This is a genomic window from Arthrobacter sp. efr-133-TYG-104 (assembly GCF_030208915.1).
Taxonomy (GTDB): domain Bacteria; phylum Actinomycetota; class Actinomycetes; order Actinomycetales; family Micrococcaceae; genus Arthrobacter.
Map to the genome: position 1 here is coordinate 1 of NZ_JARVTA010000005.1, position 19,243 is coordinate 19,243.

Below are 19,243 nucleotides of genomic sequence, written 5' to 3' on the forward strand. Positions count from 1 at the left end.
CCGCACGCCGCTACTTCAAAAACGACACCCACTCCATCGTCACCAAAACACTCCAGATGTTGGCGGCGAGGGGCGACGTCGAGGAGGGCGCGCCGTCGTACGCCATTGACCGCTACAAGTTGCTGGACGTCAACGCCGGCACCACCGGCGGAGCAGGCGGAGACGCCTAAGAAACACGCGCAACGCAAGGCCGGCAAAGGTTGGGAAACCAGCCCTTGCCGGCCTTTGTCGCGTCGTTACGGCGTCGCGTCGTTACGGCACCGTATAGGAGTTGAGCGGCCTGCCCGTGGTCCCATACGTGAGGTCCAGGACCAGAAGCCCCTTGCGTTCAAGGGAGCTGAGATAGCGCTGGGCTGTTGGACGGCTGACACCGAGCTGGTCCGCGATCTCGGCCGCGCTGATGGGGCCGCCCGCTGTCCGAACGGCGTCGAACACTTTTTGCATGGTGGGCTGCAACCGCGGAGCCGGCGCCGCGGGCTTAATCCCGGCCGAGCGGGCGTTGTAGAGGCTGTCGATGGTTGCCTGGTTGCCTGTGGACGCAGATTCGAGCTCCTGGCGCCACTTCCGGTAGGACTCCAACTGGGTCTTGAGCCGTTCGAAGCCGAAAGGCTTGACCAGGTAGTAGACGGCGCCGCTGGTCATGGCAGACTTCACCGTCGCCAAATCCTGGGCAGCGGTGATGATGATGCAGTCCACCGGGTTCCCGGAGGCCTGCAGCGAGCGGAGCAGCGACAGGCCGTCCTCGTCCGGGAGATGGATGTCCAGCAACAACAGGTCCGGAGCCAGCCGCGAGATCGCCTCGCGCGCCGATGCCGCTGTGTACACCTGGCCAACGCATTCGAAGCCATCCACCCTATCCACACGGGACGCGTGGATTCCGGCGACCCGGAAATCGTCGTCAACAACCAACGTCTTAATCAACGCCTGCGCTCCTGTCCTTCTCCGCTAGGTTTGGGTTGGCTGGCAGCCACACCTCAAAATGTCCACCAGGTCCCGGGAAAACGTCCAGGGTTCCCCCCGCCCGGTGCACGATCCTGCTCACCAAAGCCAAGCCAATGCCGCGCCGCATGCCGGGCCGCGGCTCCTTGGTGGAGTACCCATCCACGAGCACCTGCTCGACCCTATCCGCTGGGACTCCCGGGCCGTTGTCCCGCACGGCAATAAACACGCCGTCGGCGTCGTCAAAGTGTACCGAGACCGTGCGTGGCCGGGGCGTGTTCGCGAGCGCGTCCACCGCGTTGTCGAGGAGGTTCCCCACGATGGTCAGCAGCTCGGCCTGGTCAACCTCGGGATGTTCAAGCCGGGAGCCGGGCGTCACCGTCATTTGGACGTCCTGTTCGGCGGCGACTGCGACCTTGGCCAGCAGCAGCGCTGCCAATTCAGGCGGCGCGATCCGGGAGCGAAGGCCCTCGCCAAGCGAATGGGACATGCTGGACACCTGCGAAACGAATGCCTTGGCCTGGTCCACGTCCCCCATCTCCAGCAGCCCGTCAACGATGTGCAGCCTGTTGGCGTACTCGTGCTCGAGGGCGCGCATTGCTTCCATGAGTCCTTGGATCGAGTGGAGGTCCCGGACCAGGCCCTCAATCTCCGTTCGGTCGCGCAGGGTCACCACCGAACCGATGCTCCGTCCCGCCGTCGCCACAGGCATTCGATTGACCACCAGCAGGGAATCTTCCGTGAGCGCCACTTGATCGGCGCCGGAGAGCTTGCCGGTCAACAGATCGCGAAGCCGGCCGTCCGGGATCAGCTCCGCAACAGGCTTGCCCAGCGCTTCGCCCTCCACGTGCAGCAAACGCCTTGCCTCCCCGTTGATGACCGTCACCTTGCCGTCGTCGTCAAGCCCGACGACGGCCTCCCGGATTCCATGCAGCAGCGCCTCGCGCTCTTGCAACAGTGAGGCGATCTCGGCCGGCTCAAGGTCGAACGTGACGCGTTTGATCCGGCGGGACAGAAGCAGGGAAGCAATGAAACCCAGGGCAAGGACCAGCGCCGAGAACCCGGTGATCAGCCAGATGTTCCGGACCTGGTTGTCCAGGACATGTGTCTCTTCGATCCCGACGGAGACTTGGCCTATTACCGATCCGTCGCTGCCGAATATGGGGGCCTTGGCATTTGCGGAAGTGCCCAGGCTGCCGGGGTCGAAACCAACATGCGTTTGGCCGTCCAAAACAGCCACGGGTTCCTCGAGCCTGCGTCCAATCAAGGTGGGATCCGGGTGGGAGAAGCGCACACCGTTCCGGTCGCTGACCACCACGTAGTCCGGCTGGGCTGCGGAGGTGATCTGCTGCGCCAAACCCGCGATCACCTTCTGCGGATCACCGGCTGCCAGCGCAGACCTGATCTCCGGCATTTGGGCAGTGGTGGTGGCAATGCCCAAGGCACGGAGCTGGTACTGCTGGTCCAATGTCTGGTTGCTGATCATCGTGAACAAGACACCGCCGAGGACAACGGTGAGGAACAGCAAGGACAGCGAGGCCAGGAGAATCTGCGTGGTCAGGGTGGAGAAACGGCTCCGCTTTGCAAGGGGCGTACGGGTCATCGGAATCCGTGCCTTGGCGACGTATTAGCGGTACTGCAGAAAACGCACAAAACGTGCACTTTTGCGGCTAAAGCGCACATGTTACCGAACTCTTCTTGCATGAATGATCACTTCCTAAGCTTTACATAGTTTCAGTGATCCACATCACTAACTTCTTCCGAAGTACCTGAGACAGAGAGGTCTTGGCAATGAATAGTAACCACCCCCACCGGGCGCCACGAGCGGCCGATAAAGCCGAAGAGGGGGCCCGGATCGAGATAGCGGGATTGACCAAGCGCTATCTCACACCGAAGGGCGAAACGTTTACCGCCATCCAGGACGTCACCGTGAACGTCGAGGCCGGCCAATTTTGCTCGATCGTCGGGCCCACCGGCTGCGGTAAGTCCACCACGCTGGCTCAAGTCTCCGGCTTGGAGCGGCCCAGCGCAGGCTCTGTGAGTGTCGGCGGCTCCCTGGTGGAGGGCATCACCAACGGGGTGAGCTACATGTTCCAAGCGGACGCGTTGTTCCCTTGGAAGAGCGTCCTCAGCAACGTCATGATGGGGCCGATCCTCCTGGGCATGCCCAAACGCGAAGCCACCGACCTTGCCCGCGACTGGCTCCGCCGGGTTGGCCTGGCCGGATTCGAAGATCGCTACCCGCATCAGCTTTCCGGCGGTATGCGGAAGCGTGTGGCCATGGCTGCTGCCCTGATCAACAACCCGCGCATCCTCCTCATGGATGAGCCCTTTGGGGCACTCGATGTCCAGACCAAAGCGATCATGCAGAACGAACTGCTCAAGCTCTGGGAAGAACTGCGGCCATCGGTCCTTTTCATCACCCACGACCTGGACGAGGCTGTGGCGCTTTCGGACAAGGTGGTCATCATGACCACCAGCCCGGGATCGGTGAAGGACGTCTTCGACATCGACCTTCCCAGGCCCCGCGGGAATGTGCAGGAAATCCGCCACGAGGAGCGCTTCCTCGAACTCCAGGGCCACATCTGGGAATCCCTGAAAGACGAAGTGACCCGTGCTTACGCACGAACGGCAGGTGCAGCATGACAACCCTCACACACAGCGGATCCCGCAAGATCGAGAAACCCATGGAACCAGAAGCAGCAGCAAAAGCGGCCGGCCGCCGTAAGGCCCGGCGTCGTACGATGTCGATCTGGATCGGCCGCGTCGCGCTGGCCGTCATCGTCATCGGCGGTTGGCAGTGGTTCACCACCGAGGGCTGGGTGGATAAGTTCTTCTTCGGCCAGCCATCCGAAATCTGGAGCAGCCTCGTGAAGCTGTTCACCGAAGGCACGGCTTTCGGCACCATTTGGGAGAACCTCTGGATCACGGCCCAAGAAGCCTTCCTGGGATTCATCCTCGGAACGCTCGTGGGCGTCGTGCTCGGCATTCTTCTCGGTTCCAACAAGTACCTGTCCGCCGTCGTGGGCCCCTACATCCGGATCGTCAACTCGATTCCGCGTATCGTGCTGGGCTCGATCTTCATCGTTGCCTTCGGCCTGGGCGTCTTCCCGAAGATCCTGCTCGCGGCAGTGCTCGTCTTCTTCGTGGTGTTCTTCAACGCATTCCAAGGCGTCCGTGAAGTGGACCAGAACCTGGTGGCTAACGTGCGGGTGCTCGGCGCTTCGCCGCTCCAAGTGGCGATGCACGTAACCATTCCATCCGCGATGACGTGGATCATCGCCAGCCTCCACACAGCATTCGGCTTCGCGATCATCGGCGCCCTGGTGGCCGAAGTGCTCGGCGCCCAGCAAGGCATCGGTTTGATCATCAGCCAGGCACAAGGAACTTTTGATCCCAACACCGTCTTCGCCTGCATGGTGATCATCGCAGTGGTCACCCTCGCCGCCGAGTACCTCATCGGCGCGTTGGAGCACAGGCTCCTGAAGTGGCGGCCGCCAAACCGTTCCGAAGCCCAAGCCATCTAACTACCGGCAGTCACCCAGTTTTCACCCTGCAGTACCCCACTAGAACACCCATATCCCGTCCGGGATCAAAAAAGGATGCGTAAAACAATGATGAAGCGCACTATGTTTGTCGCCGCTGCCGCTGGAGCCGTTGCGCTCAGCCTCGCAGGATGCGGCAGCAGCAGCACCCCCGCCAGCAATGGAAGCTCCGCAAGCGGTGGCGCCTCAGCGGACACCAGCTCCATGCCGACCGTCAAGATGATGGTGGGTGGAATCGACAAGCAGATCTACCTTCCCTACCAACTGGCGGAAAGCCTCGGCTACTACCAGAAGTACGGCGTCAAGGTGGAACTGTCCACCGAGTCCCAAGGCGGCGTCGGCGCTGAAGACGCGATGGCATCCGGACAGGTGGACATGGCCGGAGCCTGGTACGTCCACACGGTCGACTTCCAGTCCAAGGGCAAGAACGTCATCAACTTGGTGCAACTCTCCGGAGCTCCAGGCGAACGCATCATGTGCAACCCCAAGGCCAACGTCAAAACCGGAGCCGACCTCAAGGGCAAGACCGTAGGCGTCACGGACCTCGGCTCCGGAACCGATGAGCTCACCCAGTTCATCGCCGCCAAGGGCGGCCTCTCCAAGAGCGATTACCACACCATCGCCGTCGGAGCCGGTTCCACAGCTATCGCCGCAATCCAGCGTGGTTCTGCCGATTGTGTCATGACCACCCAGCCCACAGTGGGGGCATTGGAAAGCAAGAACCTTGCTGTTCCTTCCATCGACCTCGCCACTTCCGACGGCGCCAAGGCAGCACTGGGCGGCACCCTTCCTTCCGCCGGCCTGCTGGCCCAGTCGGACTGGGTCAAGTCCCACGAAGACGCGGCCCAGAAGGTTGTCAACGCCCTCGTTGACACCATGCACTGGATCAGCACGCACTCCGCAAAGGATATCGCCGACAAACTGCCGCAGTCATTCGTGCAGAACAGCACCATCAGCAAGGACCAGTATGTGTCCGCACTGGACCAGGACAAGGGCCAGTTCCTGCCGGACGGCTTGATGCCCGCAGGCGGACCCAAGACGATCTTCGCCGAAGAGAAGACCATCGGCGTCGACACGTCCAAGGTCAACATCCCCGACACCTTCACGCAGAAGTACGCTCAGGCGGCGCTCAAGCTTGAGGGCTACACCCCCACCACCACGCCCGCCGGCGCGGACGGCTAACCGGTACTCCTAGCCAGGAATAACAACAGCGGCAGTGCTTCCGAGCACTGCCGCTGTTGTTTAGTAACGAATCCTGTTTTTATCTCGCCGCGAGCGGGCGGCGATCCACCACGAACCCCGTGGCGGCATTTTCCCTGACAGCGTTGATCCCTGCCACGACTGCCTTCAGGGTTGGAAACTGCGGCGACTCTGCCACAACAGTGCCGTCCTCGGCCGTCAGCCGGAAACGGAATGCACTTGGTCCTGCTTGGAGTATCTCGAAACTGCCCGCCATCGTCCCCTGTTCCTTATGCGTTGGTTGTCTACGCGTCGTTGCGTACCCGAGCTCTCTTCTTGACTCTCCATCGACCATAACGGCCAATCCAGGCCACGTGTAGCCCTACTGATCGGTAATACGAAACCGATATTGGTAGATATTCTGCGCATCAGGGGAATCCAAGGACCATTCGACGTGTCCCGCGTATGGTGAAGGGATGACCCAAAGAAGCGCCAATGCCACCACGGGAGTGTTGCTTGCAGCGGGTGCTGGAACCCGGCTGGGACTCGGTCCCAAAGCGCTGCTTCCCTTCCATTCCCGCACTCTCGTGGAGGTAATCGCCGGCATACTTTCCGAGGGCGGCTGTTCGGAGGTGGTGGTGGTCCTCGGTGCCGAAGCTGCTGCCGTCCGTGGCTCCACCGACCTCTCCAGGTATGTGGTGGTTGAGAATCAAGACTGGGCCAAGGGGATGGCCGGGTCCTTCCGTTCAGGCATCGACGCCGCAACACGGGGTAACAACATCATGGTGGCCTTAGTGGACCAGCCCGGATTGACCGCTACGGCAGTGAGCAGGCTGCTAGGCAGTCACGGACCAGGGCGGGTGACTGCCGCTGCGTATCCGGACGAGTCAGGCCACCTCAAGCGTCGGCACCCGGTGATTTTCGACGTCGGACTCCGCGAGCAAGCTGCGGAAGCAGCGGCGGGTGACACGGGCGCGCGATCCTTCCTCAAGGCCCATCCGGGTTTGGTGGACCTGGTGGATTGCAGCAACGTCTGCTCAGGCGCGGACTTGGACACCAAGGACCAGCTGTACCTGCTGGACGGGTAGATTTGCGGACGTACCCAACTAGTTGCGTATGAGGGTGCGGTCGCGGAGTGCCAGGTAGATCCTGTCCCGGGCAATGGGCAGCTCAGCAAAGCGGATGCCCGTCGCGTTCCGGATCGCGTTGGCCAGCGCTGGTGCCACCGGGTTGAACGGACTCTCGCTCATGGACTTGGCGCCGAGGGGCCCGGTGGAGTCGTTGGTCCTGGCGAAATACACCTCACTCCGGGGCACGTCCGCGAACGACGGAATGTGATACTGCCGCAGGATGTCCGTGGTGACCCTGCCGGCGTCGTCCACTTTCACTTCCTCGTACAGCACGGCGCCGAGCGCCTGCGCAATACCGCCTTCGATCTGCCCGCGGCACTGCCGCGGATTCACCACGACGCCGGCATCAGCCGCTTGCACGCTCTGCAGGATCCGCAGCTCACCCGTGCCGGTATTAACAGCCACGCGGAAGCCATGGACGTTGAACGCGACGGACCGGGGCGTTCCTCCCCAGTTGCCGTCGGTGGCGAGGCGGACGCCTTGAAGGTGGGCGGCGTCGTGGATTTCCTTCAGCGGCACCGTTCGGCCGCCGCAGTCAACAGCGCCGTCCACCAACCGGCAATCCGTTAACGAGACTCCGGTGAGGGACGCCGCCACCGTCTGGATGCGTGTGGCCAGCTCGAGCGCGGCCCCCAGCGTCGCCTTCCCGGCCACCACGGTCCCTGCCGAGCCGAAGGCGCCGGTGTCGTGCTCCACCAGATCGGTATCGGACTGGCGCACGGTCACGCGGTCTGCCGATGTTGCGAGCGCCGTGGCAGCCAGTTGCGCATGGACAGTGGTGGTGCCGTTCCCGAATTCCGCAGTTCCGACGTCGACGGCGAACCGCCCGTCCGCTTCCAAACTCACCCGGGTGTGGGCAAAGTGGCCCCGCGGCGGAACGGTGTCGATCATGGAGAGCGCGGAGCCTTCGCCGATCACCCATTCCGGGCCGAGGTCCTCCAGTCCGGCAGCGCGGTACCGTTCCGTGCCGCGGTCCAAAGCGTCGCGGACCAACGCCACGCATTGGTCCAGCCCGTAACTGCCGTAGTGGACATCTTCCTCAGGTTCGGGCGTCGTGGAGAGCATGTGGTCACCGGGCCTGACCATGTTCTTGAGCCGGAATTCCAAGGGGTCCATGCCGATTCCGATGGCCAGTTCGTCAATGGCCGACTCGATCGCGAAGATCATCTGGCTCAGTCCGTAGCCCCGGAACGCCCCGGCGGGAACCGTATTGGTGTAGACGGCGTGGGCATCCACTTTCTTGTTCACACACTTGTAGACGGCCAATGATTCACCGCAGCCGTGGAACATCACGCCGGGAGCATGGTTACCGTAAGCCCCGGTGTTGGTGAGGACGTCGAGCTGGAGGGCTGTCAGCTGCCCGTCCCGGCTCGCGCCGGCCTTGAGGTGGATGGTGAACGGGTGCCGGGTGGTGGTGGCCGTGAACTGTTCGGTCCTGGTGAACTCAAGTTGCACGGGACGCTTCAGGGCCAAGGCCGCGAGGGCCACCACATCCTCCGTGAGGACTTCCTGCTTACCCCCGAACCCGCCACCAACCCTGCCTGCGACCACGCGAATGGTCTCCGGCGCGAGGTTGAACACCCGGCTCAAGGTCCGCTTCACCAAGAACGGCACCTGCGTGGACGAGCGGACCATCAAACGGCCTTCCTCATCAATCGAGGCGATTGAAGCATGGGTTTCCATCGCCACGTGCTGGACACGCTGGGTGCTGTAGGTGTGCTCATGGATGAAGTCGGCGGCTTCAAAGCCGTCAGCGACGCTGCCCAGCTCCGCGTGGACCTCGGCCACCACATTGTTCAGCGGCCTGGAGATGCGCGAGGAAACTCCGTCTTTATCGCCATGAATCGCCGGGGCGCCGGGAAGGATGGCCTCCTGGGGGGTGAAAACCGGCTCCAGGAGTTCGTACTGCACAGCCAGCGCGCGGGTTCCGGCCTCGGCGGCAGCAACGGATTCCGCGACGACGGCGGCCACCCGCTGTCCGATGAAGCGCACCACGTTATCCAGGACACGGGTGTCATCGGGATCGTCGGTGAAGTTCTCGTGCTGGGCCGTGGAGAACAACAGTTGCGGCGCGTCCTCATGCGTGAACACTGCAACGACGCCGGGGACTGCCAAAGCCGGCGCCTTGTCAATGGAGAGGATCCGGGCGTGCGGGTATGGTGACCGGGCTAGCTTCATGTGCAGCAATCCCGGGAGCTGCTCAGCGGGGACGTCCAAGGTGTAGCGGGCCGTGCCCGTGACTATGGCCTGGCCAGCGGGTGCAGGGACGTTGTCTCCGAGTTGGCCACGCGTAGCCTCCACACCGGTAGGCGACTGTGCCCTGGAAACGTCAGCTCCGGCGTCGTGCTGGTGATCGACACCGTGACCGCAGACGGCGTCGGCGATGGAGCGATATCCGGTGCAGCGGCAAAGGTTGCCCTTGAGGTTGCGGGGCAGGTTGGCGCGTTGTTCGTGGTCGAACGTGGCCGCGGTCATCATCATCCCGGCGGTACAGAAACCGCATTGGAAGCCTTGGCTTTCGAGAAACTGTTCCTGCACGGGGTGGAGTTCCCCGCCTTGGGACAATCCCTCGATGGTGGTAACCGCCTTGCCCTTGGCCCGGACGGCGGGGTAGATGCAACTGTGCACGGGTTTGCCATCGACGTGGACGGTGCAGGCACCGCAATCGCCCCCGTCACAGCCCTTTTTGACGCCGAAGTTGCCCTCTTCGCGGAGGAAGGTGCGGAGGCATTGACCGGGGCGGGGTGTGGCCTGCGAGGGCGCGCCGTTGATCTCAATTGCCATGGTGGGCCTCCTTCTGGGTGCCTGAAGCTTGGGGTTGGGTGGATGGCTGCGGCGAGGTGGCATGCGGAGGCCAGAAATCGCCGGATACGGTCATCGACTCGCCCAGCAATTCGGCGCGGATCTCCTCGGCGAGTTTGAACGTCATGTCGCGGCGCCAGGCCGGGAGCCCGTGGATGTCATCGTGGTACAGCGGCCAAGGGATGGATTCGCCGACGGCGTCAGCCAGCGTCCCGGCGTCGGGAACCTGCCCGGCGGGGAACCTCAGCTGTACTGGCCTTTTGGTGGAAGCGGTCACTGTGATCACCAAGGTGTTGTCCGCGTCGAGGCGGCCGATGAGCAGGACCCCGGAACGGCCGAGGTTGCTGAGTGATAAACGCCGGAACGCCACCCTGGCGGACAGGGCCGTGGCTGGCAAGCGGACGCTGCGGAGCAACTCCCCCGGGGCCAGGATTGTCTGCATGTCCCCGATCACGACGTCGGCCACCGGGACGGTGCGACTGCCGCCGTCCGGGCTGAGGATGGCGGCAACGCCGTCGAGTCCTGCGCACAATGACGTCATGGGTCCGGCGGGCAACCCGGTGCAGATGTTGCCGCCCACCGTGGACATGTTCCAGATCTTGAAGGATGCCACGAACGAGTCACAGCACGGGCGGATCAAGCCCAATCCCGGCCATTCGCGGGCTGCGGCCACTGATGAAACAGGAAAGGCGTAGAGCTCGGCGACGGTGCAGGTGGCAGCGAGTTCGATTCCCTCATCGGTCACGGTGACAGCCGGCCACTCGGCTTGGCCCAGATCGAGGAGGCGTTTAAGGACGGTGCTGCCGTAGGAGAAAAGGACCGTGCCACCGGCAAGCCAGGCGTCGCCGTCGCGCCACTGGGCCGGATCGGTGGTGGGGACTACGGCCTCGATGGTGTTCATGTCCATGAGTCCTCCTGGGTAGGGGTAGTTGGGGCTGGAGGCGCAGGGTGGATGGGACCTGTGCTGTCCTTGAGGGACGCGAACCCGGGTGCTTCCACGGTTGCCCGCCGGGTTCCGGCCCCGCGCTCGGCGATGATTTCAGCCGTGATGGAGACGGCTACCTCGGCGGGTGTGACCGCGCCGAGGTCCAGGCCTATGGGCGAATGCAGCTGTACCAGGGCCTCGGGAGGCGTGCCCGCTTCAAGCAGGGCGTCGACCCGCTGTCGGTGGCTGCGGCGGGATCCCATCGCGCCCACATAGGCCACGTTGAGGCGAAGCGCGGTCTCGAGCAAGGGGATGTCGAATTTGGGGTCATGGGTCAGGACGCAGATCACGGTGCGGGAATCGATGCGCCCGGCTGCCGTTTCTGCTTGGAGGTATCGGTGTGGCCAGTCGGTCACCACCGAATCAGCCTCGCTGAAGCGGCTTTGCCCTGCAAAAGCCGGACGAGCATCACACATGGTGACGTCATAGCCGAGCAGTTTCCCGGCGGGGAGCAAGGCTGCTCCGAAGTCATTCGCGCCGAAAATCACCATGCGCGCCGACGGTAAGCGGGTTTCGACGAACAACGTAATGGGCTGCGGTTCCGCTTCCTCCCTGGGCGGAGCCGCCAACCTCTCGGTTGTGACCCAGCCGTCGATGCAGCCTGCAGGTGGTGCAAGCCGCACCAAGCCCGCGCGGCCTCCTTGGAGCAGCGGCTCTATCTGGGCAGCGGCTGCGAAAACTGTGGCGGGATGGTCTCCGACGAGATGGGCGAATGCAGGTGATTCCATGGCTCGGAAGCGGACAGGATCATTCACCATGACAACTCCCCCACCTGTATCAAGGCGGCGAATGATGGCAGCTGGCTGCTCGGCGTCCACAACACCGGAAAGTTCCGGCATCCCGCCCGTCAAAGGCTGGATGTGGACTTCGAGTTCCCCTCCACAGGTGAGCCCGACGGCGAACGCATCCGCGGCACTGTAACCGAACGACTCAAGGCGAGCTCCGCCGTCGCGCAGTGCTTCCAGGGCGGCCTCCACGACGGCGCCTTCCACGCAGCCGCCGGACAAACTGCCCAGTATTTCGCCATGTTCGGAGATCATCATCGAGGTCCCGGCGGGGCGCGGCACGGAGCCACCGGTTCCCACGATCGTGGCCACAGCGCATCGCTGGCCAGAGATCGCAGGCCGCCAACTGCCCAGTGAAGGCATCAGATCCAGCATGGCAACACGTCCTTTATCCAGGTGTCCCGGCCACGTGGCCCGGCCGGAGCAGTGCGCGATCTTGCCCCATGGTCTCACTCCCGGAGGATGTTCAGGGGTAGTCGCGGCTTATCGGTAAGAGTTATTAGGTGCGGGGGCAAGGGCTTCATCTCCCTGCCCCCGCGCCATAGCGGAGCATCAGAACCGTTCCTGAATCAACAGGGCCGCCGCCCGCCGTCGTGCCCTTCTTTGGTGGTGCTCCAGAAGGGCGACGACGGCGGACGCCTATTCGTGCGGTGGGTTCCGACGGACCGCCGATCGGAACGCCGGGTGGTGACCCGGCGGGTGGGGTGGCTAGATACCCATCAGGGCGTTGATGGGTCCCCGGGCAAAGTAGATGATGAAGCCCGCGGTAACCACCCACATGAGGGGATGCACTTTCCTGGCCCTGCCGGACGCCCCGCTGATCACAGCGAAGGAGATGAACCCGACGCCGATGCCGTTGGCAATGGAGTACGTCAACGGCATGGTCACGATGGTCAGGAAGGCCGGCAATGCGATGGAGAACTTGGTGAACTTGATCTCGCGGATCTGCGCCATCATCATCGCGCCCACCACCACCAAAGCTGCGGCGGCGACTTCCAGGGGCACCACCGACGTGAGCGGGGTGAAGAACATGGAACCCAGGAACAGCACCCCGGTCACCACCGAGGCCAATCCCGTGCGGGCGCCCTCCCCGATACCGGCGGCGGAGTCGATGTACACAGTGTTGGACGAGCCCGACGTCGCGCCGCCCGCCACTGCGCCGAAGCCTTCGACGATGAAGGCCGACTTGAGCCTGGGGAACGTACCGTCCTTGTGTGCCACACCGGCGCTCTTGGCCAATCCGGTCATGGTGCCCATGGCATCGAAGAAGTTGGTGAACACCAACGTAAAGACCAGCATGGTTGCGGCCAATCCACCGATCCTGGCGAACGAACCGAACAGGTCGAAGTGGCCCACGAGGCTCAGGTCCGGGGCAGAGACCAGCTGGCCCGAAAGGACCGGCGTGTTCAAATGCCAGCCACCAGGGTTGCTGGCACTGCTGGGGCCGATACGGAAGACAGCCTCAACGACGGCGGCAAGGACTGTGGTGGCCACGATGCCGATGAGCAAGCCGCCCTGGATTTTACGGGCCACCAGGATACCCATGGCCAGCAATCCGATAATAAAGACAAGGGTAGGGATGGAGGTGATGGAGCCGCCGTTGCCGAGCTGCACCGGTGGGCCGCCCGCGGTCGGACGGACAAATCCGGAGTCCACAAAGCCGATGAAGGCGATGAACAGACCGATGCCAACGGTGATGGCGGCCTTCAGCTCCTTGGGCACGGCTTTGAAGATGGCCGTCCGGGCACCGGTAACGCCGAACAGGACGATCAGGATCCCGTTGATGACCACCAGGCCCATGGCCTCGGGCCAGGTGACTTCATGAATGACGGCCACTGCAAGGAACGAGTTGATGCCAAGGCCGGCGGCCAGCCCGAACGGAAGGTTGGCGATCAGGCCGAAGATAATGGTCATAACGCCGGCCGTGAGTCCGGTAACGGCGCCTACCTGCGCCGCTGAGAGCCAGCCGCCGGCGACGTCGGTGGGTGCGTTTTGCGCGGAGAATCCACCGAGGATCAGTGGGTTGAGGATCACGATGTAGGCCATGGTGAAGAACGTGACCAAGCCGCCGCGGAATTCGCGCGCCAGCGTGGAGCCACGCTGGGAGATCTGGAAGAACTTATCCAGGAAGGAGTGTGGGACCGGAGGCTTGCCGCCAGTGGTGTGCTGGGCGGGTCCGGTTTCTGTGTGCATTTCTGCGGGATCCAGGATTGTCATGTCAGCCACCGGGCCCTAGTAGTCAATCCTGGAATCGAGCGTGTTCCATGTGGTGAACGGCTGGAGGGCCGCCGGAGCCTGGGGGTCGCCCAGTTCCAGCTTGGCTACCGGCATCAGCGCGTCCCGGTTGTCGTTCTCGAAGTACTCGTAGAAGACGGCGTCATCGAAGCCGACGGATGCGGCATCGTGGCGGTCTGCGGCAAAGAACACGCGGTCAACGCGTGCCCAAAGGGCTGAGGCCAGGCACATGGGGCAGGGCTCGCAGCTGGTATAGAGGGTTGCTCCGCTCAGATCGAACGTTTCCAGTTCGCGGCAGGCGTTACGGATGGCCGTGACTTCTGCATGTGCGGTGGGATCGTTCGTGGCGGTCACGCGGTTGACGCCTTCGAAGGCTCGTCCGTCCGCGGTGACAATGACGGCGCCGAACGGGCCACCACTGTTGAGGACATTGGCTGTTGCCAGCTCAATGGAGGTGGCCAGGAATTGCTCGGCCGTGACGGTTGTACTCATGTTGCGACTTCCTTAGTGCCGAGGAAGCCAGGTGACCTGTCGGGGGGCACCTCAAAGAGAGGTCCGGTTAGCGTGGTTACCAGGCTTCAGCATGTGCGATGAAGGTTAAGTTGCGCCTGGTAGATAGCTTCCCGAGGTCCGGGTGCCCGCCTTTGGCAGTTAGAGCGTAGCACCGGCGTTGTGAGCAGCGCCATAGTTTTTTGAAAACTTAATTTCGTCATGCGAAATTACTTATTCTGGTCCGGTGCCGTCCGAATGTGACTGTTCCGTGCCCGCGGGCGTTGACTGCCGCCGTCGGGCCTTTTACGCTTTTCGAACCGGCCGCTCCTGGGCGCCGGCAAACCTGGATCAGCAGACAGGCCTAACTGAGCTGGAACGCATATATGCCGACCAGACAAGGAACCCTTTTATGCTGTGGATCAAAAACCCGCTGGGCATCTTCACCGCAAACGACCTCGACGCCGGCAACGGCTTGGTTGTTGATGGCGGGAAAATCGTGGAGCTCGTGCCCGTGGGCGGACAGCCTGCCTCCTACACCTCCGTTTTCGACGCCTCCGGGCACGTCGTCCTGCCAGGGCTCATCAACACGCACCACCACTTCTACCAAACACTCACCCGTGCATGGGGTCCGGTGGCCAACGCCCCACTGTTCCCGTGGCTGCAGAACCTCTACCCGGTATGGGCGCGCTTGACTCCGCGGAGCCTGGAACTGGCCGTGCACGTGGCCCTCGCTGAGCTGCTCCTCTCAGGGTGCACCACGGCCGCGGATCACCATTACCTGTTCCCGGACGGCATGGAGGATGCCATCGACATCGAAGTCGCCGCCGTCCGCGCCATGGGGATGCGGGCCACCTTGACTCGCGGCTCCATGACGTTGGGAGAGGACGACGGCGGCCTGCCGCCCAGGACGACGGTCCAGTCCCCCGAGGCAATCCTTGCCGACAGCGAACGGCTGATCCGGAGGTATCACGAGACCGGTGAGGGAGCCGTGGTGCAGATCGCGTTGGCACCCTGCTCGCCCTTCTCTGTGACCAAGGAAATCATGGCCGAGTCGGCGGCCATGGCTGAGCACTTTGACGTTCGGCTGCACACCCATCTGGCCGAGACGATCGACGAGGAAGAGTTCTGCCGGTCCATGTTCGGCCTGCGCACCGTGGATTACCTGGAATCGGTGGGCTGGCTGGGCTCACGCACGTGGCTTGGACACGGCATCCATTTCAACGACGCCGAGATCGCCCGGCTGGGAGCCGCAGGCACCGCCGTCGCGCACTGCCCAACGTCCAACATGCGGCTGGCTTCGGGTACCGCCCGGGTGCTCGAACTTGAGGCCGCGGGTGTTCCAGTGGGGCTCGGCGTGGATGGATCGGCCTCCAATGACGCGTCCAATATGATCCTCGAAGCCCGGCAGGCCCTGTATTTGCAGCGGCTGAGGTACGGCGCCTCCGTTCCCGTGGAGAGGGCCCTTGGTTGGGCAACGCGTGGGTCCGCCGCGGTGTTGGGGCGCGCCGATATTGGCCAGTTGGCTCCCGGGCTGCAGGCGGACCTCGCCTTGTTCAAGCCGGACGAGCTGCGGTTCTCGGGAAGCCATGATCCGGTGGCTGCTTTGTTGCTCTGCGGGGCGGACCGTGCAGACCGGGTGATGGTGGGTGGCTCGTGGCGCGTGGTGGACGGGGCGATTCCGGGCCTGGACGTTGCCGGGCTCATCGCTGAGCACTCGGCCGCGGCGCGGAAGTTGGTGGCGGGGTAGGTTTTGGGGTCCGGCCGGCCCGTTTCGATGGTTCCCTGCGCAGAGTGCCGTTCCCGCGGCACGGTATGCAGCGAACCATCGAAACGGCCTGAGCCTAGATGGTGATCTTGTAGATGTGGTGCGTGTACTCGTTAGCGAACGAGTCTGTGAACTTACCGTTCTGCACGGCGATGGTCCGGTTTTCGCCCACAACCTGCACCTGCGAGCCAGTGATCCCGGCTGGCAGGGTGAATGTTTTGGAACCGGTGCTGCCTTTCAGGCCGATGCCCGCAAACAGGTACGCGCTGCCATCCTTGGATTTCAGCATGGTGTCCGTCCCGGCAGCTCCTGCGTTCCAGACATAGCTTTGCGTGTTCAAGACCGGCGCCAGGGCCTGGATACCGGCCAGTGCGGCCTTGATCTTTGCCTTCCGGTCAGCGGGGATGTCCACCAGCGAGTAGTTCCCTAACGCGGGGTCGTTGTTGTGCTGGAAGATACTGATGCCACGGGCCTCGTGGATGATGCCGGACCACATGGCACCCTCCATCTGCTCCGGTGTAATCGTCTTGGCGTTCGACTCGGTCAAGTACGGGCGAGCTGATTCCACGAACACCCAGTTCGGTTTCACGCCAGGAGTGGCTTGGTAGGAACGCATCCGATCCACCTGCCAACCGTACGCTGCGCTCGTTGCCGCGCTGGCCGCTGCAGGCCAAGCCGGCGACGCGGTGATGGCATCATCGACGGGAGGGCTGGTGTAGGCATAGTTGTCTGCGCTTGCGAAGTCGACGGCGGACATGAAGCCACTCATGGTGCCAGAGGCCCACCACGTGCCCAAGATGCCCTTGCTGTAATTGGCCATGACCGCGCGCCCGTCCTTGTAACCGCGGAGGGTCGCTGCCAATTGCTGCATCTGGGCGAGGTTCTGTTGTGTGGTGGAGCCGCTGCAGCCCAAGCCCATGTCGCACTCATCGTAGGTGGACCATCCGACCACGCCTGCGTTGTTGCCAACTTCCGCTCGGGTCCACTCGTCGCCGGCAATCACGAGCATGCCGGTATCAGTGATGGAAGCCATCGATGACCCGTCGTGCTCCGCGTTCTGGTACACGTTCACGCCGATGTCCTTCAACTGGGCCGCGTGCTCCGGTTTGCCGTAGAAGACACTCACGGGGAACAGGTTCGGGTTGTCCAGTTTCGCCGCGCCGGGGAACTGTGCCCAATAGGCCGGCCCCCCGTCCCAAGGAACCTGGGCCAGGTTGGCGAGGCTGCCTGTAGGCGGTGGGGTACTGGGAGTCGGGGTGGGCGTCGGGGTGGGGGCCGGGGTCGGGGTCGGGGTCGGGCGCGGCCGCGGGCGCGGGCGACGCATCGGAATGTAGGCGCTGAGTGAGACCGCCGGAGGGGCGGGAGTCGACGTCGGCGTCGGGCTTTGAGTTGTAGCACCCAGAAGCAGCACGGGAGGCGCGGCAGTCGGGGCAGCCGACGCAACCGGCCTTGGCGGAGATGTCGGGACTGCGGAGACACTGACGGCTACCACGATCGCCGCCACGAGTAATGAGACCTTGAGATTCATGACGTGTATTCCTTTGGGATGGCAGCCAGGGCACAGCTGCTTCCGTGCCGGCTCCCCCGCCGGCTCTTACCGCTACCTGCTAGAGGCAGGGATTGTCAGCCGGGCGTTACCCGGCGCGGCGCAGAGATTAACGCCGGATTCCCGCCAGTTCTGGCGCTCTGCCTGTAGACGGCGCCACCGTGCGGGACTGCGCGGCCCGTGTCCGATCAGGGCCGCCACGACCACGTATCACCAGTGGTGGCCGTCAACCCAGCATACGTCAGCCCGTTTTCCGCCATGCCGTGGCCGATGCGATGGTTCCCTGCACCACAGGCCGTGCGCTCAGCATTGTTTGCAGCGGACCATCGAAACGGGGTTTTCCACATAGGCCCAATTCCGGATGTAGATGGCGTGCGGAAGGCCGAAAGCTTGGACTGTGACCACGCACAACGCCGGCGGCCTACCCGCAGGAATGGATCTATGGCGTACCGACGAACTCCACGAGCTGGGGTTCAATGACAGGAAAATCGCCCTGCTGGTGCGATCCGGCCACTTGGTGAGGCTCCGCCGTGGTTGTTACATAAGAGGGAGCACTTGGGCAGCCCAAAAACCGTGGGTACGGAGCAAGCAGCTGATCTCCGCGCACGCCCATGGGACATTGTCGACGTCGGCTGGCGGCTTGGTCTATAGCCACACCTCGGCAGCACGCCTGCACGGCTTGTTCCTGTGGGGCGTGGATGATCGGGTCCACGTCACCACGGACTCGACGCCGTCGCGCACTTCGCACGGCAAGGATGTGGTGGCCCATGCACGCAAACTCACGTCCACCGACGTCGTGTTTCGGCAGGGCATGCCGTGCACCTCCCTGGAGAGAACAATCGTGGACTGCTGCCTCATGATGAACTTCAAGAGATCGCTGGTGCTGATGGATCATGGCCTGCGCATGGGTGCCAACACCGCAACGTTGCGACAAATGTGCGCATCCTTGGCTGGACGAAATGGTGTTCTGTCACTGCGGAGGGCCCTCGAGCAGGCAGACGCGCGGTCCGAATCACCGGGCGAAACCCTGACCCGCGAGCTACTCCAGCGGTTGCGAATTGAACTGCCCGAGCTGCAGGTGGAGGTAACGTCGCCGGCCGGTCGCCACCGACTGGACTTCGCCTGGCGGAAAAGAAGGTGGCATTGGAGTTCGATGGAAGGGTCAAGTACTTCGACTATGCGCCCACAGACGAGGTCATCTTTCAAGAACGGCAACGCGAAAAGGCTCTGATGGAGCTCGGCTGGAAGTTTATTCGCGTTAACTGGCAGCAGTTGTTTCAAGAACACGAGTTCAAAATGCGCGTTCTGCGGTCCTTGGACGGCAGGGGCTAGCTCCGATTCGGGGGCTCGCTGCAGGACATGCCGTGCGCACGGCACGTTGCGCAGGGAGCCATCGAATCGGCGGGAAGGGGAACCGGCAGCAGAAAGGCGGGCGGCACCTCCCCAGGTACCGCCCGCCTCTTGGCTCTGTTGCGCAGAGTCCGCGCCCCCGCGACGCAGGTGATCTTAGGGGCGCTGCCGGCCGAACACCGGGAGCGCGCGGAGCCAGCGGGAAAACCCGTTGGCCTTGCGGTCGCAGTCGGCCGGAATATAGAAGTCCGGATCCGTGGCACCGAAAGGCAGGTACAGTTCCTGACCCGGCGCCGGGAATTCCACGACCGTGTTCGTATCCTTCGCGTCCATCTGTTCCTCCTCTTTCTCGCTCACTAGCTCTCGAACTTTTCACACTTCCATATTCTGGAAAACTTTTATTGTTATGTGGAAAGTGTACGCACCGCGGAAAGTAGCCGTCAAGACCCACATCGGGGCAAGCGGAGTTGCTCCGGTCACATTTGGAAGG

The 19,243-nt window shown here is 63.2% G+C and carries 15 protein-coding genes and 1 pseudogene; 6 read left to right on the plus strand and 10 right to left on the minus strand.

Annotated elements, in window-relative coordinates; translation table 11 throughout:
- Positions 1 to 252 precede the first annotated feature (252 nt).
- On the minus strand, positions 253 to 921 hold the full coding sequence (locus QRN04_RS05060) for a response regulator (protein ID WP_284975071.1): 669 nt from the start codon (positions 919 to 921) through the stop codon (positions 253 to 255).
- Complete coding sequence (locus tag QRN04_RS05065) at positions 914 to 2,542, minus strand: ATP-binding protein (protein WP_284975072.1); 1,629 nt, start codon at positions 2,540 to 2,542, stop codon at positions 914 to 916. The genes QRN04_RS05060 and QRN04_RS05065 overlap by 8 nt, the downstream gene beginning before the upstream one ends.
- A 188-nt stretch (positions 2,543 to 2,730) precedes the next feature.
- Here QRN04_RS05065 and QRN04_RS05070 point away from each other — a divergent pair, with 188 nt between their 5' ends.
- The 3 genes from QRN04_RS05070 (at position 2,731) to QRN04_RS05080 (ending at position 5,666) form a co-directional block, all read left to right on the plus strand.
- A complete protein-coding gene (locus tag QRN04_RS05070; RefSeq protein ID WP_284975073.1) occupies positions 2,731 to 3,585 on the plus strand; it encodes an ABC transporter ATP-binding protein in 855 nt (284 codons plus the stop codon).
- Complete coding sequence (locus tag QRN04_RS05075) at positions 3,582 to 4,466, plus strand: ABC transporter permease (RefSeq protein WP_284975074.1); 885 nt, start codon at positions 3,582 to 3,584, stop codon at positions 4,464 to 4,466. Before QRN04_RS05070 ends, QRN04_RS05075 begins: the two co-directional genes overlap by 4 nt.
- An 87-nt stretch (positions 4,467 to 4,553) precedes the next feature.
- Positions 4,554 to 5,666, plus strand: a complete 1,113-nt coding sequence (locus tag QRN04_RS05080; protein WP_284975075.1) for an ABC transporter substrate-binding protein — start codon at positions 4,554 to 4,556, stop codon at positions 5,664 to 5,666.
- Between the two features lie 79 nt (positions 5,667 to 5,745).
- Here the strand turns inward: QRN04_RS05080 and QRN04_RS05085 are convergent, their stop codons facing one another.
- Positions 5,746 to 5,940, minus strand: coding sequence for a YegP family protein (locus tag QRN04_RS05085; RefSeq protein WP_284975076.1), 195 nt, complete (start codon positions 5,938 to 5,940; stop codon positions 5,746 to 5,748).
- Between the two features lie 199 nt (positions 5,941 to 6,139).
- Between QRN04_RS05085 and nboR the strand changes: the two genes are divergently transcribed.
- Positions 6,140 to 6,751, plus strand: a complete 612-nt coding sequence (gene nboR, locus QRN04_RS05090; RefSeq protein WP_284975077.1) for a nicotine blue oxidoreductase — start codon at positions 6,140 to 6,142, stop codon at positions 6,749 to 6,751.
- Positions 6,752 to 6,769: 18 nt separating this feature from the next.
- Here nboR and QRN04_RS05095 read toward each other — a convergent pair whose 3' ends face one another.
- From QRN04_RS05095 to QRN04_RS05115, 5 genes are all read right to left on the minus strand, one after another.
- On the minus strand, positions 6,770 to 9,577 hold the full coding sequence (locus QRN04_RS05095; protein ID WP_284975078.1) for a molybdopterin-dependent oxidoreductase: 2,808 nt from the start codon (positions 9,575 to 9,577) through the stop codon (positions 6,770 to 6,772).
- Positions 9,567 to 10,502 carry an FAD binding domain-containing protein gene (locus tag QRN04_RS05100; RefSeq protein WP_284975079.1) on the minus strand — a complete coding sequence of 312 codons (936 nt, stop codon included), beginning with the start codon at positions 10,500 to 10,502 and terminating at the stop codon, positions 9,567 to 9,569. The genes QRN04_RS05095 and QRN04_RS05100 overlap by 11 nt, the downstream gene beginning before the upstream one ends.
- A complete protein-coding gene (locus tag QRN04_RS05105; RefSeq protein ID WP_284975080.1) occupies positions 10,493 to 11,740 on the minus strand; it encodes an XdhC family protein in 1,248 nt (415 codons plus the stop codon). The genes QRN04_RS05100 and QRN04_RS05105 overlap by 10 nt, the downstream gene beginning before the upstream one ends.
- A gap of 333 nt (positions 11,741 to 12,073) precedes the next feature.
- Positions 12,074 to 13,582 carry an NCS2 family permease gene (locus QRN04_RS05110; RefSeq protein ID WP_284975189.1) on the minus strand — a complete coding sequence of 503 codons (1,509 nt, stop codon included), beginning with the start codon at positions 13,580 to 13,582 and terminating at the stop codon, positions 12,074 to 12,076.
- A 15-nt stretch (positions 13,583 to 13,597) separates the two neighbouring features.
- Positions 13,598 to 14,092, minus strand: coding sequence for a nucleoside deaminase (locus tag QRN04_RS05115; protein WP_284975081.1), 495 nt, complete (start codon positions 14,090 to 14,092; stop codon positions 13,598 to 13,600).
- A 409-nt stretch (positions 14,093 to 14,501) separates the two neighbouring features.
- Here QRN04_RS05115 and QRN04_RS05120 point away from each other — a divergent pair, with 409 nt between their 5' ends.
- Complete coding sequence (locus QRN04_RS05120; RefSeq protein ID WP_284975082.1) at positions 14,502 to 15,839, plus strand: 8-oxoguanine deaminase; 1,338 nt, start codon at positions 14,502 to 14,504, stop codon at positions 15,837 to 15,839.
- A 94-nt stretch (positions 15,840 to 15,933) separates the two neighbouring features.
- Here QRN04_RS05120 and QRN04_RS05125 read toward each other — a convergent pair whose 3' ends face one another.
- The gene (locus QRN04_RS05125; RefSeq protein WP_284975083.1) at positions 15,934 to 17,385 is read right to left on the minus strand and encodes a hypothetical protein; all 1,452 of its coding nucleotides are present in this window, start codon (positions 17,383 to 17,385) and stop codon (positions 15,934 to 15,936) included.
- A 385-nt stretch (positions 17,386 to 17,770) separates the two neighbouring features.
- On the opposite strand from QRN04_RS05125, the pseudogene QRN04_RS05130 reads away from it, so the two are divergent.
- Positions 17,771 to 18,735 (plus strand): annotated as a pseudogene (locus QRN04_RS05130) (type IV toxin-antitoxin system AbiEi family antitoxin domain-containing protein).
- 174 nt (positions 18,736 to 18,909) lie between these two features.
- On the opposite strand, the gene QRN04_RS05135 reads toward QRN04_RS05130, so the two are convergent.
- On the minus strand, positions 18,910 to 19,110 hold the full coding sequence (locus tag QRN04_RS05135; RefSeq protein WP_284975194.1) for a hypothetical protein: 201 nt from the start codon (positions 19,108 to 19,110) through the stop codon (positions 18,910 to 18,912).
- Positions 19,111 to 19,243 lie beyond the last annotated feature (133 nt).

Coding starts and splice junctions, on each gene's coding strand:
- QRN04_RS05075 (WP_284975074.1), top strand. CDS start 3,582: ATGACAACCCTCACACACAGCGGATCCCGCAAGATCGAGAAACCCATG.
- QRN04_RS05110 (WP_284975189.1), bottom strand. CDS start 13,582: ATGACAATCCTGGATCCCGCAGAAATGCACACAGAAACCGGACCCGCC.
- nboR (WP_284975077.1), top strand. CDS start 6,140: ATGACCCAAAGAAGCGCCAATGCCACCACGGGAGTGTTGCTTGCAGCG.
- QRN04_RS05080 (WP_284975075.1), top strand. CDS start 4,554: ATGATGAAGCGCACTATGTTTGTCGCCGCTGCCGCTGGAGCCGTTGCG.
- QRN04_RS05115 (WP_284975081.1), bottom strand. CDS start 14,092: ATGAGTACAACCGTCACGGCCGAGCAATTCCTGGCCACCTCCATTGAG.
- QRN04_RS05070 (WP_284975073.1), top strand. CDS start 2,731: ATGAATAGTAACCACCCCCACCGGGCGCCACGAGCGGCCGATAAAGCC.
- QRN04_RS05100 (WP_284975079.1), bottom strand. CDS start 10,502: ATGGACATGAACACCATCGAGGCCGTAGTCCCCACCACCGATCCGGCC.
- QRN04_RS05085 (WP_284975076.1), bottom strand. CDS start 5,940: ATGGCGGGCAGTTTCGAGATACTCCAAGCAGGACCAAGTGCATTCCGT.
- QRN04_RS05065 (WP_284975072.1), bottom strand. CDS start 2,542: ATGACCCGTACGCCCCTTGCAAAGCGGAGCCGTTTCTCCACCCTGACC.
- QRN04_RS05120 (WP_284975082.1), top strand. CDS start 14,502: ATGCTGTGGATCAAAAACCCGCTGGGCATCTTCACCGCAAACGACCTC.
- QRN04_RS05125 (WP_284975083.1), bottom strand. CDS start 17,385: ATGAATCTCAAGGTCTCATTACTCGTGGCGGCGATCGTGGTAGCCGTC.
- QRN04_RS05105 (WP_284975080.1), bottom strand. CDS start 11,740: ATGCTGGATCTGATGCCTTCACTGGGCAGTTGGCGGCCTGCGATCTCT.
- QRN04_RS05095 (WP_284975078.1), bottom strand. CDS start 9,577: ATGGCAATTGAGATCAACGGCGCGCCCTCGCAGGCCACACCCCGCCCC.